This is a genomic window from Phycicoccus ginsengisoli (assembly GCF_054779295.1).
Genome location: NZ_BAAGYN010000001.1, coordinates 240712 through 256522 on the forward strand (window position 1 = coordinate 240712; position 15811 = coordinate 256522).

Here is a 15811-nt window from a genome sequence, read left to right on the forward strand (position 1 = left end):
CGCTAGCGTTGCGGGCTGTGAGCAGCCGCGCGCCCCGCAGCTATCCCTACACCCCCGACCCGGGCGACCTGCCGCTCCTGAGGGGTGAGGCGTGGGGCGGCTGGCTCGTCTCCCGCCTCGTCGTGGGCGGGGCCGCCTGGCTGGTCCTGGGGGCGCTGGCGGCCGGGGTGCTCGCCCTGCTCGGGTGGTGGCAGCCGTGGGTCGCCGGACCCGTGCTCCTCGTGCTGGCCGTCGCGGCGGCGGCCGTCGCCGCGCTGGTGCCCGTCCGTCCGTTGCCGGTCTGGACCACCGCCCTGCTCCTGCTGCTTGCCGTCGGGGCCAGCGTCTGGGCCGGCCTGACGCACTCCGAGCAGGTGCTGCCGCGACGCGACTCCGGCTCCTACTTCCAGTCCGCCGTCCAGCTGGCCGGTGGTCACGCCCGGCCCATCGAGGTGCCGGCCCGCTCCGTCGGAGGTCCCGACGTCCTGCGCCTGCCCGGCGTGACCCTAGCCAGCCCGGCGTTCTACTCGGTGGGGACGCCCGAGCACCCTGCCATCCAGCCGCAGTTCCCCGTGGGGCCGAGCGCGTGGTACTCCGTGGCCTGGTGGGTCGGCGGTGCCGGGGCGACGTTCTGGCTCCCGGCCCTGCTCTTCGGCCTCACCGTGCTCGGGGTCGGACTGCTCGGGTCGCTGCTCGTGGGACCCCGGTGGGGGCCGCTGGCCGCGCTCGGCACCGCCCTGCTCTTCCCCCTCGTCCACGTGGCCCGCTCCACCTACTCCGAGCCGGTCGCCCTGCCGGCGCTGGCCGCCTCGCTGGTGGCGCTCACCCTGGCGGCGCGCACGGGGGCGTCCGACGCACCGGCCGCCCGGCGGGCGGCGGTGGCTGCCGGCCTCCTGCTCGGTGGGGGCATCGTCGTGCGCGTGGACGCACTGCGCGAGGTCGTGCTGCTGCTGGCCGTGGCCGCGCTCGCGGGCGCCCAGCGACACGCCTGGGCGCGGACGCTCGTCGTGAGCACGCTCGGCGCCTCGGCCGTCGCGTTCGGCCTCACGTGGCTGACCTCGTCGCAGTACCTCGGCAGCATCGCCGGCTCGCTGCTGCCGCTCGTCGCCCTCGGCGTCGTGGTCGGCCTGCTGGGGGTGCTGCTCGTCGTCGGCTCGCGGAGGGGCTGGTCCGCGGGGACCCTCGTCGCGGCCTGGCTGCCGCGGGTCCTGGCCGGCGTCGTCGTGCTGGTCGGGGCGTTCCTCGCCTCGCGTCCGCTGTGGCAGACGGTGCGCCAGTCCGCGGCCGACCCCGGTGCCCGCGTGGTCGCCGGTCTCCAGTCGCGGCAGGGCCTGCCGGTCGACGGCGGCCGGACGTACGCCGAGCAGTCGGTGGCGTGGCTGGCGTGGTGGGTGGGACCGGTGGCGCTCGTCCTCGCCCTGGTCGCCACCGCGGTGCTGGCGCACCGCGCCGCGTCGGCGTGGGTGGAGGGCCGCGACCTGCCCGCGTGGACGGGACCGGCCGTCGTCGGGGTCGGCTCGACGCTGCTCACGCTCTACCGCCCGGGCATCACGCCCGACCACCCCTGGGCCGACCGCCGGCTCGTCATCGCCCTCCCGACGGTCGTGCTGCTCACGGTGGCGTGCGCCGCCGTGGTGTCGCGGTGGTCGACCCGCCGCCTGCCGTATGCCGTGAACGTCGCCGTGAGCCTGCTGGTGGCCGTCGCGCTCGTCGTCCCCGCCGGGCTCGCCACCTGGCCGCACCGGGACGAGCGGGTCGAGCAGGGGGAGCTGGCCGCCGTCGACCGGGTGTGCTCGGCCCTCCAGCCGGGGGACGTGGCGATCATGGTCGACTCGCGGGCCGCGAACGAGTGGCCGCAGGTGCTGCGCGGCTACTGCGGGGTGCCGGCGCTGTCCACGACCACGGCCCTGCGGCAGGACCCGCCGCGCCTGCGCTCGACCCTCGCGCGGGTCGGCGCGTCCGTCGAGCGCAACGGCGGCCGGCTCGTGCTCGTCGCCGCCGACGGGCCCTCGACCCTCTCGGACCTCGGCCTGCGCACCGGCACCCAGGCGGTGGACACGACGGTCAGGGAGGACCCCCGGCTCCTCGAGCGACGTCCCGACCACCTCGTGGACCTCCCGGTGCTCGTCTGGCTCGGCCGGCTCGGCGGCTGAACCTCCCCGGTCAGCCGCGGCGGGCGAAGGCGTCCGCGGCGAGGCGGCGCACCGCGGCATACGTGCCCCGGTCGGCGGCCACGACGATGCCGGGGGTGAGGGCGGTCGGGGAGTAGGGCGTGCCGTCCGGGTGGCCCACGGCGCCGCCCGCCTCCCGGACCATGAGCGCGCCGGGGGAGTGGTCCCAGGGGCTGTTGCGCGCGTAGAGGATGTAGTCGGTCGCGCCCTCGATCAGGCGCGGGTAGTCGACGCCGCAGCACACCCAGGAGCCGGTGAGCGGTGGCAGGTCGCCGAGGCTGTGACCGCGCAGCGGCCAGATCGAGGTGACGCCGTGCGGTGGGGCGTCGTCCGCCACCGGCTCCCGGGTGACCCGGTCGCCGTTGCGCCAGACCCCGGCGCCCTTCTCGGCGACCCAGCCGACCTCGTGCTCGGGCTGCCAGATCCAGCCGCGCACCGTCTCGCCGCCCTTGACCTCGCTGACCATGACCGCGTGGTCGGGGGACCCGTGGACGAAGTTCTTGGTGCCGTCGACGGGGTCCACCGTGAAGGCGTGGTCGGCCGCGACGAACTTGGCCAGGGCGGTGGGGTCGGTGGCGGTCCGCTCCTCCCCGAGGACGAACGCGCCCGGGTATGCGGCGGAGAGCTCGCGGGTGAGGATCGCCTCGGACTCCTGGTCGGCGACCGTGACGAGGTCGCCCGGGTTCTTCTCCATCACCTCGCCGTCGGCCAGCGACCGGAACCGCGGGGTGATGACCTCGGCGGCCACGGTCTTCAGGAGGTCCAGCACCTCGTCGGTGTCCACGGCCCAACCGTTCCACACCCTGTGCCACCGCACGAACTCGGGGCGCAGCGGGTCCCGGTCGGCCGGCCGACGACCAGCTCGCGACCGGGACCGGCGTGTCGGCGCGGACACGCCGGCCCCGCGGTCGAGGTGGTCGTCCGGCGGCCGCCGCCCGCCCGGCCGGTAGGCTCGCGGGCGAGATGAGCGAACCTACCCAGACCTTCCCGGTGCCCGAGAGCCCGGCGACCGAGGTCATCAGCACCGGTCAGCCCGAGACCACCGTCACGCCCGCGGTCGGCGGGGCACCCGAGGCCACCGTGACGCCAGCGCCCACCGTGACGCCCGCATCCTCCCTGACGCCCGCGGCCGGGGACGTGCCCGTGCACCCGGCCGACGCGGCATACCTGCCGGCGACGGAGGTCGCCACGCGCCCAGCCGGCGACGACCCCACGAAGCCCTACGTCACCATCGTCCTGCCCTGCTACAACGAGGGCCGGCACGTCATGCGCGAGATCGAGCGGATCACCGCGGCGATGGACGCCAGCGAGCTGACCTACGAGCTGCTGTGCATCGACGACGCCTCGACCGACGACACCCTCGAGGTGCTCCAGCGCGCGGCCCTGGACTACCCCGCCATCCGCGTGATGCCGTTCCGCCGCAACGGCGGCAGCGGCACGGCCCGCCGGATCGGCACCCAGCAGGCCCTCGGCGAGATCGTGGTCTGGACCGACGCCGACATGACCTACGAGAACGAGCGCATCCCCGAGCTGGTGCGGATCCTGCGCGACGACCCGACGTACGACCAGGTCGTCGGCGCCCGCACCACCGAGGAGGGCACGCACAAGTGGGCCCGGGTCCCGGCGAAGTGGCTCATCCGCAAGATCGCCGAGAAGCTCACGAACCAGACGATCCCCGACCTGAACTCCGGCCTGCGCGCGTTCCGGCGCGAGGTGTCGCTGCCCTACCTGCGGCTGCTGCCGCCCGGGTTCAGCTGCGTCACCACCATCACCCTGGCGTTCCTGTCCAACCAGCACGACATCAAGTACGTGCCGACGAGCTACGCCAAGCGCGCCGGGGAGAGCAAGTTCCACTTCGTCCGCGACGCCTACCGCTACATCCTGCAGGTGCTGCGGATGGTCATGTACTTCGACCCGCTCAAGGTCCTCATGCCGCCGGCCCTCTGGATGATCGTCATCGGCGTGCTCAAGGCCGTCGTCGACATGGTCCGCCACCCGTTCTACTTCCCGGCGAGCACGGTGCTGCTCATCGTCAGCGGCATCATGATCGGGTCGCTGGCGCTGCTGTCCGACCTGGTCGTGCGCTCGCGGGCGGGTGTGTGAGCACAGCGTCGCTCAAGGTCGCGGTCGTCGGTCCGACCCACCCGTACAAGGGCGGGGTCGCCGCCCACACGACCAGCCTCGCGCACGAGCTCGCCGACGCCGGCCACGACGTCACCCTGGTCTCGTGGTCGCACCTCTACCCCAGCCGGCTCTACCCCGGTGAGCAGTCCGTCCCCGGGGGTGCCCCCGACGTCGAGCCGTACCCGCGCACCGTCCGGGCGCTGAGCTGGGCCCGCCCCGACACCTGGGTGCGCACCGGCCGGCGGCTGCGCTCCTTCGACGTCGTGCTCGTCGTCCACGTCATCCCTGCCGTGGTGCCTGCCCACCTCGCCCTGCTGCGCGCGGCTGGTGTCGGGCGGCGCGCGACCACCGGTGGCGCCCGGGCCAGCCGGCCCGGCCGCGCCGGCCACCCGCGCACCGTCGTCATCGCGCACAACGTCCTGCCGCACGAGCCGCACCGGGGCGACCGCGAGCTCATGCAGCAGCTCCTCGGCCGCGTCGACGCGGTCCTCGTCCACAGCGACGACCAGGCCCGGCTGGCCCGCGAGCTGCACGCCGCCCACGTGACGGTCGCGGTGCTGCCGCCGCACCTGCCCGGCGGCCCCCCGGTCGACCGCCCCGCCCACGAGGGCCCGCCCCGGTTGCTGGCGCTGGGCCTGGTCCGCGAGTACAAGGGCGTGGACCTGCTGATGGAGGCGCTCGCCGAGGTGCCCGGCCCGACGCTGACCGTGGCGGGGGAGATGTGGGGCGCGAGCGGCGAACGGGTCAAGGAGCTCGCCCGTGACCCGCGGCTGCGGGACCGGGTCGAGGTGCACGGCGGCTACGTGCCCGCCGACCGGCTCGCGCCGCTGCTCGCCGGCCACGACGTCCTCGCCCTGACCTACCGCAGTGCCACGGCGTCGCAGAACGCCCTGCTCGGCCAGCGCCACGGCCTGCCCGTGCTCGCCACCGACGTCGGCAGCTTCGCCAGCCAGGTCCGCGACGGCGTCGACGGGCTCGTCGTCCCCCCGAACGACCCCGAGGCCCTCGTCACCGCGCTGCGTCGCCTCGCCGAGCCCGGGTATGCCGAGCAGCTGCGGGCCGCCGTGCGGCCCCCGGACCTGTCCGGGCCCTGGGCGAGGTACGTGGGCGCGATCGAGGCGCTCGCGAGCGTCGAGCCCGCGGCGGAGCCCCACCCCGCGGACAGGGACGGCGACGAGCCGCAGCCGACCGGTGCGGCGGCGGTGGCCGGACGGCTCGGCCGCAGGCTGACCACCGGCGTCCGGGGCCTCGTGGCCGCCGCGCGTCCCGACGTCGAGCTCGGGCCTGGCGACCTGCCCGAGTGGATCCGCCCGTCCGACGTCCTCGCCGACGCCGAGGACGCCGACGACGCCAGGGCGTTCGCCCGCGCGCTCGGCCTGCCCCGCTGCTCCGACGGCATCGCCGCCTGGGCGGCCCTGGGCACCCTCGCGGCGATCGTCCGGGTGCGCGACGACGGCCGCCGCAGCGCCGTCATCGTCGACGAGAGCGGCAGCCGGTCGCCGCTGTCCCGCTGGGCGCGCGCGATCGGCTTCGCACCCGTGGAGCTCGAGCTCACCGGACCCCGTTCCAGCGTCGAGGTCCTCGACGTGGACACGGCCTCGCTCGACGTCATCACCCGGCTGCACCCCGGCGGCTGCGACGCCGACGACGTCGACGAGGCGATGAGCCAGGCCTCGTGGGCGCTGCGCTCCGGTGGGCTGCTCTGCCTCACCCTGCCGATCGGCCACCCCGGCGCCGACGGAGCCCTCGGCCCGGCCGACGTCCGTGGCGTCCTGGCCCGCGCGCACGACCTCGGCTTCGTCCTCGTCGGCGACCTCGACGGCGACATGACCGAGCGGATGCGGCGGGCGAGCGGCGCCTCCCACCGCACCGACGCGGCATACGGGCTCCTGCGGCTCACCCTGAGGCGGAGGTGATGACGCGCGCCCGGGTGTTCACGGGCCTGCGCATCGCGCTCGCGGTCCTCGTGGTGGCGGCGGTGTCGGTCGCCGTGGCGCGCAACTGGGCCGAGGTCTCGCAAGACATCGACCGCATCGACGGGGGCACGTTCGCCCTCGCCGCCGTGCTCGTCTGCGTCCCGCCGGTCCTGACCATGCTCGGGTGGCGCGTGCTGCTCGCCGACCTCGGCACCCCGCTGCACGTGGCGCCGGCCGGTGGCGTCTTCTTCGTCGGCCAGCTGGGCAAGTACCTGCCCGGTGCCGTCTGGAGCATCGTCGCGCAGGCCGAGATGGGGGCGCGGCTGGAGATCCCCCGGCGCCGCTCGGCCGTGGTCGCGTTCCTCAGCGTCGCGCTGGCGGCCGTCTGCGGGCTCATCGTCGGGCTGCCGGCCCTGCCGCTGCTCCTCGGGCTCGGCGGGGGCGCGGCGACGACGGGCTGGGTCCTGCTGCTCGTGCTGCCGCTGCTCGCCGTCGTGCTGTGGCCGCGGCTGCTCAACTGGGGGATCGCGCTCGTGCTGCGGGTGCTGCGCCGCGAGCCGCTCGAGCACACCCTGTCGGGACGGGCCGTGCTCACCGCCAGCGTGCTCTTCATCGGCGCATGGCTCGCCTCCGGCTCGCACGTCCTCGTGCTGGCCCGGGCCACCGGCACCGGGTACGACGAGGGCCGGCTGCTGCTGGGGACCCTGAGCGGGTTCGCGCTCGCCTCCTCGCTCGCGATGTTCAGCGTGGTGCTCCCGGCGGGCGTCGGGGTGCGCGAGGGGCTGCTCGTGCTGATCCTCGGGCCGGTCACCTCCACCTCCGCCGCGACCGCCGTGGTGGTGATCTCGCGGTTCCTCACGGTCGTGTCCGACGTCGTGTTCGCCCTGCTGGGGTGGGGGTACGCCCGCTCGCACCACCTGCTCACCTCGCGGGAGGAACGGGTGCACGACCACATCGTCGTGCCCGAGGAGCAGGAACGATAGGTTGCGCCAATGACGACTCCAGACCAGGCCCCGGCCTCGGGACAGGTCGCCGCGCCGCCGGGGGGACCGCTGCTCGCCGTCGCCAAGCGTGCCGCCGAGCACGTCCTGTGGGCCCGCGTGGCGGTCCAGCGCCGGGCCGAGGCCAGGCGTGGGTATGCCGCGAACCGGCCCGTCCCGCGCTCGGTCCCGCCCACCGCGGTCCTGCGGACCGCGGTCGACTGGCAACGGGCCGTGGCCGAGGGCAAGCGCCTGCGCCTCCCGTTGCACCGTGACCAGCCCAAGAACTGGGACGCCCTCGGCGCCGTGGGGGCCGTCCTCACCCTCGCCGACGACGGCTCGCGCACGGCCAGGGTCATGGACGCCGGCAGCGCGCGCTACTCGCCGGTCCTGCCGTGGCTGCGGCTCTACGGGCTCGGTGGGGAGCGCGGCTCCCTGCTCGGCATCAACCTCGAGTTCGGCGACGAGGTGCGCCGCGACGGTGTGGTGTTCCGGCACGGTGACGTGACCGCGACCGGACTGCCCGACGCCTCGCTCGACGCCATCACCTGCATGTCGGTGATCGAGCACGGCGTGCCGCTGGAGGGCTTCCTGCGCGAGAGCGCCCGCGTCCTGCGCCCGGGTGGGGTGCTGTGCGTGTCCACCGACTACGACCAGGACCCGCCCGACACGACCGGCCGCACGGCCTACGGCACGCCGGTGAAGATCTTCGGCCCCGCGGACATCAGCGCCCTCGTCTCGACGGCCGACGCTGCCGGGCTCGAGCTCGTCGGCGACCTGTCGACCTCGGACGCCCTGTCGCACGCCGAGCGCCCCGTGCACTGGGACCGCGTCGGCCTCGACTACACCTTCATCCTGCTCACCTTCCGCCGCCGGTAGCCGCTCGGACGCACCGATGCCGCCCGCGGTCCGCGGGCGGCATCGGTGTCGTCGGGGCCGTTCCCGAGGGGTCGGGCCCGGCGCCTGGGCGTTCGGCCGCGCCGGGCTCGGCGTCAGGCGGCGCCGGGCTCCTGGGTGTTCTCCTTGGGGTACTTGGAGATGAAGTCGATGACGACCTGGCCGGAGAGGTCGCCGCACGCCTGGCGGTGACCGGCGTCGGAGGCCCAGTGCGAGAGCACGTACGGCGTGCCGGCCGGGAAGGCGCCACGGCTGGGGTCCCACTCCACGACCTTGAACTTGCCGGAGGCGTCGGGCTGCTTGTCCGCCTTGTCGGCGATCTCCTTGAGCAGCGCGGTGTCCTTCACCTTCGTCCCGTCGTACCAGAGGATCGTGTAGCCGTGCTCGAGGTTGTGCACGAGGACCTCGAGCGGCGGCCGGTCGGCGGCGGTGTAGAAGTCCCGGCCGCTCACGTCTGGAGTGGCGAAGTGCGGTCCGTGGCTCGGCGGGACCGTGTCGTACTTCACCGAGGTCTCGTCGGGCTTGTTGGTGCCCGGCCCCACGTGCTCGCCGCTGCCGGAGTTCGCGTCGGTGGTGATGGGCTGGCACTTGGCGGCCGCGACGGAGACGCCGAGGTTCGGCAGCTGCTTGGCCTTCGCGTCGTTGACGGCGAACAGCACCACGCCACCGAGGGCGGCGAGCAGCACGAGGCAGCCGACGATGATCATTCCTGCGACCCGGCGCTCCTTGGCCTTCTGCTGCTGCTGGATCTCGGCCAGTCGGGCCTTGCGGTCCTGGCTCGCACGCTTGTTGCTCACGGGTTCCTCGGGGAGTCGGGGGCGGTTCGCGCAGAGTCTACGGTCCCCGCCGGCGGGCCCGGCCGGGGTCCGGGGGGACCGGCGGACGGTGGTCTGTCAGGGCAACGCGCGACAATGCCGTGGTGTCCCCGTCAGCCGAGTCGACCCGTGTGTGGCGACCCGGCCGCCCGACGGCGGTCGGCCTCGTGCTGGCGGCGTTCCGCCGCGGTGCCGGCGACCCGACCTTCCAGTCCGACCGCGGCGACGGCTGGTGGCTGGGCCTGCCGACCCCGGCGGGTCCGGCCACGCTGCGGCTGGTCCAGCGGTCCGACCTCGCGGAGGTGCACGCCACGGCCTGGGGGCCCGGCGGGCAGTGGGCGCTCGAGCACGTGCCGTCCCTGCTGGGAGCCGACGACGACGACAGCGACTTCGAGGCGCACCACCCGCAGGTGGCCCGGGCCCACCGCCGGTATGCCGCGTGGCACGTCCCGAGGTCGGGCCTGGTCCTGCACGCCCTCGTGCCCGCGGCGATCGAGCAGAAGGTGACCGGGCAGGAGGCGTTCGCCGGGTACCGCGTGCTCGTGCGGCGCTTCGGGTCGAGGGCGCCGGGCGCCGGCACGGACCGGCGGCTGTGGGTGGCGCCGGACGCCGCGGGCTGGGCGGCGATCCCGTCGTGGGAGTGGCTGCGCGCCTCTGTCGACGGCGCACGGTCGGGCACGGCGGTGCGCGCCGCCAAGGTCGCGGGCCGGCTGGAGCAGGCGGTCGGCCTCCCCCCGCAGGAGGCCGGGCGGCGGCTGCGATCCGTGCCGGGGATCGGGGTGTGGACCGCTGCCGAGACGGCCCAACGGGCGCTCGGTGACGCCGACGCCGTGAGCTTCGGGGACTACCACGTCGCGAAGAACGTCACGTGGGCCCTCACCGGTGAGGCGCTCGGTGACGAGGAGATGGCCGAGGTCCTCGAGCCGTACCGGGGTCACCGGTACCGCGTGCAGCGGCTGCTCGAGCTGAGCGGGGCGATGCGTCCCCGCCGAGGGCCGCGGATGGCACCCCGTACCCACCTGCCGAACCGCCAGCGCTGACGCCCTCGGGCGATCGGTGCGGTGCCCTGCCCGGATACGTGAAGGGTCGGAGGCGGACCCCGGCGTCGAGCCCGGCCGGGGTGCAGGGGCTCAGGCGGTGGGCAGGTGCAGGACGACCTCGACCCCGGCCGGCTCCGGCGGGTCCTCGACCTCGACGCCCTCGCCCCACAGCGCCGTCCGCAGCCGGCTGACGGCCACGCCGAGCTGGTAGGCCGAGTCCGCCTGGACGCGCAGGTGGCCGGCACCGACGTCCACGGCGGCGTCCGGGCAGCCGCGCAGCGCCACCCGCACGGCGCGGGCCACACGATCGCCCACCGCCTCGGGGGCCACGGAGGCGATGCCGTCCTCGAGGGCGGCGGGCGAGCCCGGCGGGACGCCCAGCGCGGACCGGACGGCCTCGACCCGGCCGAGGCCGAACCAGTCCTCGCGCCCCGTGCGCACCAGCCTGCGCGCGCCCGCGCCGACGACCTCGGTGGCCCAGCCCGAGCCACGGACGACCGCGGCCGGGACGTGCGCGACCTTGCCCTTGACGAGGTCGGCGGCGGCCGCGAGCTCGTCCGCGACGGCCCGGCTGGTGACGCTGAGGGGAGCGCCGTCGGCGTCCACGCCGCCGCGCAGGTCGTCCGTGACCTGCACCCCCGCCGCGCCGAGGGCGAAGTCGGTCTGACCCACCCGCCACGGCCGGCCTGCGGTGTCGCTCACGACCACGCCGAGCCGGGTCAGACCGGTGAGCACCAGCAGCCGCTCGCGCAGGCGCTCCGCCTCGGCGTCCGGGTCGTCCGGCAGCAGCAGCAGCCCGTCCACCCCGCCGGTGTTCGAGGCGTCCACCCCCGCCGCGGCCATGACCGGGCCGCTCGTGGCCTGGACGATCCGGGTCAACCGGTCGCCGGCCATCCGCTCGGCCACCACGCGCACGGTCTGCCCGACGACGGCGGCGGAACGGTCGCGCGTGTCGGCCCACAGGCCCAGCGACTTCGACACCACCTTGCTCGAGACGACGACCACGTCGCCGTCCACGAGGTCCACGGGCATGGCCGCGCAGGCGGCGACGAGCAGTGCCGCCAGGTCGTCGTCGGCCCGGACCTCCGGGACGCCCTCGACCCCGATGACCTCCAGCCGCACCTCAGGCGCCCTGCAGCCCGAGGGCCAGGTCCAGGGCAGCGCCCGCGATGTCCGCCGCCGCGTCGCGGTCGCTCATGAGCAGGGGCCGCCCCACGACCGTGGCACGGGGGAGCTTCACCGCGTCGACGTCGTCGGGTGCCACGAGCCAGCCGTCGAGGAAGTCCTCGTACAGCCCGGCCACCGCGCCCGCAGTGGACTCCACCCCGATGGCCGAGAGGCACGCGTCGGCGTGGCCGCGCACCGGCATACCGCCGATGAGGGGGGAGACGCCGACGACGGGCGCGCGGCTGCCGCGCAGCGCGTCCCGGACGCCGGGGACGCCGAGGACGATCCCGATGGACACCACCGGGTTGCTCGGGGGCAGCAGGACGACGTCCGCCTCGCGGATCGCCTCGAGCACCCCGGGGGCGGGGGTGGCCCGGTCCATGCCCACGGCGAGGAACTGCTCCGCCGGCACCTGGGCCTGCATCCGCACCCACCACTCCTGGAAGTGCACGGCCCTGCGGCCGTCGCCGTCCTCGACGACGACGTGGGTCTCGACGGGGGAGTCGGTCATGGGTAGCAGGGTGATGCCCCGCCCGGGCAGGCCCCACCGCTCGGCCAGGCGCGCGGTGACCTCCGAGAGGGTCAGCCCCTGCCCGAGCCACTGGGAGCGGACGACGTGGGTGCCGAAGTCGAGGTCGCCGAGGGCGAACCACTGGGGCTCCGCGCCGTAGGCCGCGAGCTCGCCCTGGAGGCGGTGGCTCTCGTCGGCGCGGCCCCAGCCCTGCCCCTCGTGGACCGCGCCGCCGAGCGTGTACAGGAGGGTGTCGAGGTCGGGGCAGACCCGCAGGCCGAACAGGGTGATGTCGTCACCGGTGTTGCCGACGACGGTGAGGGTCGTGTCCGCGAGGTCGGGGGTGCGGTCGAGGTGGTCGCGCAGGCCGCGCAGGAAGCGGGCCCCGCCGACGCCACCGGCCAGTGCCGTGATGCGCATGCCCCGCAGTCTGTCAGTGCCGCCCTCGAGCCGGTCACGAGGGCGGGAGACAACCCCCATGGCCCCCACAGCAACCGCACAGGGACCGCCACCACGGTGGGGACATGTACCGAAGCCTCGACCGAGGAAGGACCCGGCGATGACCCCCCGCACCCATCCGCTGACCACGGCCCGACGGTGGACCACCGGGGCGATGCTCGCGGCCACCGCCGTCAGCACCGCCCTGGGGCTGCACCTGGCCCAGGACCAGGGGAGGACCACCGCAGCCGGCAGCTCGCGCGGCACCGGGACGAGCGACTCCTCGGCGGCGACCGGCTCCGCGAGCCCGTCCTCGAGCTCGGCCACGACGTCCGCCGCCACGGCGAAGGCCAGGTCCACGGCGAAGGCCAAGGCCACCGCCAGGGCGAAGGCCAAGGCCCCCACCTCGACGCGGTCGACGTCGTCCTCGTCCTCGAGCGGCTTCGGGTCGGTCGGCTCCGTCGGGTCGGGCTCCGGCTCGTCCCAGGCGACCTCGAGCGGGTCGTGACCGGCCGGCACGACGCCGCCGGCGTCTTCACCGCGGCGGCGACGTTCCGGGCGATCGGCAGCACCCACCGCGTGGTCGTCACCCGCCCGGAGACGCTCGGGGACGCCATCGTCGTCGCCCGGACCCACCTGGCCGAGCTCGACCTGGCGGCCTCTCGCTTCCGGCCCGACTCGGAGGTCGGCCTGCTCGCGCGCCGCGCCCAGGTCGGGCCGGTGTCGTCCCTGGTGTCCGGCGTGCTGGCCGACGCGCTCGAGGCCGCCCTCACCGCGGCGCGGCTGACCGGCGGGCTGGTCGACCCCACCGTCGGGGCGGCCGTCGTGGCCAGCGGCTACGACGACGACCTCGACGTCGTCCGCGCCGGTGACCGCCCGCTCCCCCCGGTGCCGTCCCAACTTGGGGCCTGGCAGGACGTCCGGCTGGAGCGCGAGCTCGGCCGGGTGAGCCTGCCGCAGGGTGTCCTGCTCGACCTCGGGGCCACGGCCAAGGCCCACGCCGCCGACGTCATCGCGGACCGGCTCGCGGCCCGGCTCCCCGGCGGCTTCCTCGTCTGCCTCGGCGGCGACATCGCCGTCTCCGGCGAGCTGCCCGCGGGCGGGTGGCAGGTGGGGGTCGAGGGGACGCTGGGCGAGGTCCGCCAGGTCGTCACCGGGACCGGCCAGGCGTTCGCCACGTCCTCCACGACCCGGCGCACCTGGACCCAGGGAGGCCAGCCGCGCCACCACATCGTCGACCCGCGCACGGGCCGCACCGCCTCCAGCCACTGGGAGCAGGTCACCTGTGCCGGGGCCACCGCGGTCGAGGCCAACGCCGCGTCCACGGCGGCGGTCGTCCTCGGTCCGGACGCGCCCGCCTGGCTGGCCCGGCACGGCATACCGGCACGGCTGGACCGCGCCACCGACGGCGCCGTCACCACCACGCCCGGCTGGCCCGAGCCGGCCCGGCACGACCTCGCCGGGAGCGCGGCATGAACGAGCTCCTTTGGTACACCTCGCGCGCGACCGGCATCGCCAGCCTGGCCCTGCTCACGGCCGTGCTCGTGCTGGGGGCGCTCACGGCCGGCCGCCGGGCGCCGCACCGGGTCTCCCCGGCCGTCGTCATGGGGCTGCACCGCTCGCTGGCCCTGGGGACGACGACGTTCCTGCTCGCCCACATCGCCACCGCGGTCGGGGAGACCTACGTCAACATCGACCTCGTCTCGGCCGTCCTGCCGTTCACCTCGGGGTACCAGCCGCTGTGGGTCGGTCTCGGCACCATCGCCTTCGACCTCGTGCTCGCCCTCGTCGTCACCTCGCTGCTGCGCCACAGCCTGCCCGAGCGGCTCTGGAAGGCCGTCCACGTCCTGGCCTTCGCCCTGTGGCCCACCGCCGTCGTCCACGGCTGGGCCATGGGGACCGCGAACCAGCCCCTGCTGCGCGGCACCACCCTCGCCTGCGCCGCCATCGGCCTCGGCGCGCTGGCCTGGCGCGCCGTCACCACCCACCACGACCGCGACCGCCGTCGTGCCGTCGCCCTCCAGGAGTGGACATGAGCCTCATCGCCCAGCTCGACGCCGCCGGCCTCACCGGGCGCGGTGGAGGGGCCTTCCCGACCGCCACGAAGATCCGGGCGGCCCACCAGCACCGCGCGTCGCTCATCGTCAACGCCTGCGACGGTGAGCTCGGCGCCGCCAAGGACGCGTTCGTCGTCGAGCACCACCTCGACGAGCTCGTCCGGGGCGCCCGGGCCGTCGCCGGCAAGCGGGTCCGGTTCGCGGCGCACCGGGACTCGGCGACCCTGGCCCGGCTGCGCGCGGCGCGGCTGCCCGTGCTGGAGGTGCCGCACCGCTACGTGTCCTCGGAGGAGTCCTCGCTCATCTCGCTGGCCCACGGCGGGCTCGCCCGGCCGATGACGAAGCGGGCCCCCTTCGTCGGCGGCGGAGTCGACTCCGCCGGGCGTCGCATCGCCCCCACCGTCGTTCTCAACGCCGAGACCCTCTGGCGGGTGGCCCAGGTGCTCGACCACGGGGCGGAGTGGTTCCGGCTGCACGGCACGGCCGCCGAGCCCGGCCCGCGCCTGGTCACCGTGAGTGGCGCCGTGCACCGCCCCGGCGTCGTCGAGACCGCCGCCGGCGTGCGCCTGGCCGACCTGGTCGAGGCGGCCGGCGGGCCCCTGCCGGAGGGCCCCGTCGTCGTCGGCGGCCTCGGTGGGGTGCTGCTGTCGGCCGGCGAGGCGCTCTCGCTGCGGTGGTCGCGCGAGGACCTACTGCCGTACGGCACGACCACCGGCCCGGGGGTCGTCCACGTGCTCGACCCCGGCGAGTGCCCGGTCCACGAGGTGGCCCGGTGGCTGCGGTATGCCGCGGGCGAAAGCGCCGGCCAGTGCGGGCCCTGCATGTTCGGCGTGCCCGCGCTCGCCGGTGACTGGGAGGTCCTGGCCGCGGGGGCGCCCTCGCGCAGCTGGGATGCCGCCCTCGACCGGGTGGGGCGCCGAGCGGACCTCCTGCGCGGGCGCGGTGCCTGCCGGTTCCCGGACGGGGTGGCCGGCTTCGCCGCCTCGGCGGTCCGCGTCCTCGCGGACCACCTCGAGGAGCACGCCACCGGCCGCTGCTCCACCTCGGCGGGGGTGGCGGCGTGAGCGCGGGGACCTCCTCGCGCAACCGCGCCCCGGAGCTGCGGGTCGACCGCGTGGCGTGCAGCGGGCACGGGATCTGCGCGAGCCTGCTGCCCCGGACGGTCGCCATCGACGAGTGGGGATATCCGCTGGTGGCGGCCGGTCCGGTGCGTGACGACGCGGCCGACGTCGAGGCCGCCGTCAGGCTGTGCCCCGCCCGCGCGCTGTACCTCACCGGCCGCGGGTGAGGGGAGGCGGGGCTGCCCGGGTCCTCCGATCGGGCGAATATCAGACTTCGGCTTGACTAACCGCGTATGACACGCGTGTAATTCCAGTGTTGTGACGAGCCGGTCACGACGACGGCGAACCGGGTCGAGGAGGAAGCCGTGCAGGAACTTCAGTTGATCGCCCTCGACGGGGGCGACGAGGGTGAGCTGTCCTGGCAGGAGCGCTCGCTGTGTGCCCAGACCGATCCCGAGGCGTTCTTCCCCGAGAAGGGCGGCTCCACCCGCGAGGCCAAGAAGGTCTGCGTGGGCTGCGAGGTCCGGTCCGAGTGCCTCGAGTACGCGCTGGCCAACGACGAGCGGTTCGGCATCTGGGGTGGGCTGTCCGAGCGCGAGCGCCGCAAGCTCAAGAAGCGTGCGGTCTAGCCGCCCGAGCGGCGGCTCCCCCGTGA

At 75.5% G+C, this 15811-nt stretch carries 15 protein-coding genes; 11 read left to right on the forward strand and 4 right to left on the reverse strand.

Going from position 1 to position 15811, the window contains the following annotated elements; translation table 11 throughout:
- Positions 1-17: 17 nt before the first annotated feature.
- Entirely contained in the window at positions 18-2132 is a 2115-nt protein-coding gene (locus tag ACYVDO_RS01090; RefSeq protein WP_460932160.1) for a hypothetical protein, read from the forward strand.
- A gap of 10 nt (positions 2133-2142) precedes the next feature.
- On the opposite strand, the gene ACYVDO_RS01095 is transcribed toward ACYVDO_RS01090, so the two are convergent.
- Positions 2143-2934, reverse strand: a complete 792-nt coding sequence (locus ACYVDO_RS01095) for an inositol monophosphatase family protein (protein ID WP_460932162.1) — start codon at positions 2932-2934, stop codon at positions 2143-2145.
- 179 nt (positions 2935-3113) lie between these two features.
- Here ACYVDO_RS01095 and ACYVDO_RS01100 point away from each other — a divergent pair, with 179 nt between their 5' ends.
- The 4 genes from ACYVDO_RS01100 to ACYVDO_RS01115 are packed head-to-tail and all read left to right on the forward strand — an operon-like array spanning position 3114 to position 8049.
- Complete coding sequence (locus ACYVDO_RS01100) at positions 3114-4253, forward strand: glycosyltransferase family 2 protein (RefSeq protein ID WP_460932164.1); 1140 nt, start codon at positions 3114-3116, stop codon at positions 4251-4253.
- Positions 4250-6190, forward strand: a complete 1941-nt coding sequence (locus ACYVDO_RS01105) for a glycosyltransferase family 4 protein (protein WP_460932166.1) — start codon at positions 4250-4252, stop codon at positions 6188-6190. The genes ACYVDO_RS01100 and ACYVDO_RS01105 overlap by 4 nt, the downstream gene beginning before the upstream one ends.
- Positions 6190-7173, forward strand: coding sequence for a lysylphosphatidylglycerol synthase domain-containing protein (locus ACYVDO_RS01110; protein ID WP_460932168.1), 984 nt, complete (start codon positions 6190-6192; stop codon positions 7171-7173). Before ACYVDO_RS01105 ends, ACYVDO_RS01110 begins: the two co-directional genes overlap by 1 nt.
- Before the next feature lie 9 nt (positions 7174-7182).
- Positions 7183-8049, forward strand: coding sequence for a class I SAM-dependent methyltransferase (locus ACYVDO_RS01115; protein ID WP_460932170.1), 867 nt, complete (start codon positions 7183-7185; stop codon positions 8047-8049).
- 113 nt (positions 8050-8162) lie between these two features.
- Here the strand turns inward: ACYVDO_RS01115 and ACYVDO_RS01120 are convergent, their stop codons facing one another.
- Positions 8163-8864 (reverse strand): DUF3105 domain-containing protein, encoded by a 702-nt coding sequence (locus tag ACYVDO_RS01120; protein ID WP_460932172.1) that lies wholly within the window; start codon positions 8862-8864, stop codon positions 8163-8165.
- A gap of 122 nt (positions 8865-8986) precedes the next feature.
- Between ACYVDO_RS01120 and ACYVDO_RS01125 the strand changes: the two genes are divergently transcribed.
- Positions 8987-9922: a DNA-3-methyladenine glycosylase family protein gene (locus ACYVDO_RS01125; RefSeq protein ID WP_460932174.1), complete on the forward strand. Its 936-nt coding sequence runs from the start codon at positions 8987-8989 to the stop codon at positions 9920-9922.
- A gap of 90 nt (positions 9923-10012) precedes the next feature.
- On the opposite strand, the gene ACYVDO_RS01130 is transcribed toward ACYVDO_RS01125, so the two are convergent.
- Positions 10013-11044 (reverse strand): coenzyme F420-0:L-glutamate ligase, encoded by a 1032-nt coding sequence (locus tag ACYVDO_RS01130; protein ID WP_460932176.1) that lies wholly within the window; start codon positions 11042-11044, stop codon positions 10013-10015.
- Position 11045: 1 nt separating this feature from the next.
- Positions 11046-12020, reverse strand: a complete 975-nt coding sequence (gene cofD / locus ACYVDO_RS01135; protein ID WP_460932665.1) for a 2-phospho-L-lactate transferase — start codon at positions 12018-12020, stop codon at positions 11046-11048.
- A 522-nt stretch (positions 12021-12542) separates the two neighbouring features.
- Here cofD and ACYVDO_RS01140 point away from each other — a divergent pair.
- From ACYVDO_RS01140 to ACYVDO_RS01160, 5 genes are all read left to right on the forward strand, one after another.
- Complete coding sequence (locus ACYVDO_RS01140) at positions 12543-13514, forward strand: FAD:protein FMN transferase (RefSeq protein WP_460932178.1); 972 nt, start codon at positions 12543-12545, stop codon at positions 13512-13514.
- Positions 13511-14074, forward strand: a complete 564-nt coding sequence (locus ACYVDO_RS01145) for a ferric reductase-like transmembrane domain-containing protein (protein ID WP_460932180.1) — start codon at positions 13511-13513, stop codon at positions 14072-14074. The genes ACYVDO_RS01140 and ACYVDO_RS01145 overlap by 4 nt, the downstream gene beginning before the upstream one ends.
- The gene (locus tag ACYVDO_RS01150) at positions 14071-15159 is read left to right on the forward strand and encodes an NADH-ubiquinone oxidoreductase-F iron-sulfur binding region domain-containing protein (protein ID WP_460932182.1); all 1089 of its coding nucleotides are present in this window, start codon (positions 14071-14073) and stop codon (positions 15157-15159) included. Before ACYVDO_RS01145 ends, ACYVDO_RS01150 begins: the two co-directional genes overlap by 4 nt.
- The gene (locus tag ACYVDO_RS01155; RefSeq protein ID WP_460932184.1) at positions 15156-15383 is read left to right on the forward strand and encodes a ferredoxin; all 228 of its coding nucleotides are present in this window, start codon (positions 15156-15158) and stop codon (positions 15381-15383) included. Before ACYVDO_RS01150 ends, ACYVDO_RS01155 begins: the two co-directional genes overlap by 4 nt.
- A gap of 138 nt (positions 15384-15521) precedes the next feature.
- The gene (locus ACYVDO_RS01160) at positions 15522-15785 is read left to right on the forward strand and encodes a WhiB family transcriptional regulator (RefSeq protein WP_310149452.1); all 264 of its coding nucleotides are present in this window, start codon (positions 15522-15524) and stop codon (positions 15783-15785) included.
- The last annotated feature ends 26 nt before the right edge of the window (positions 15786-15811 follow it).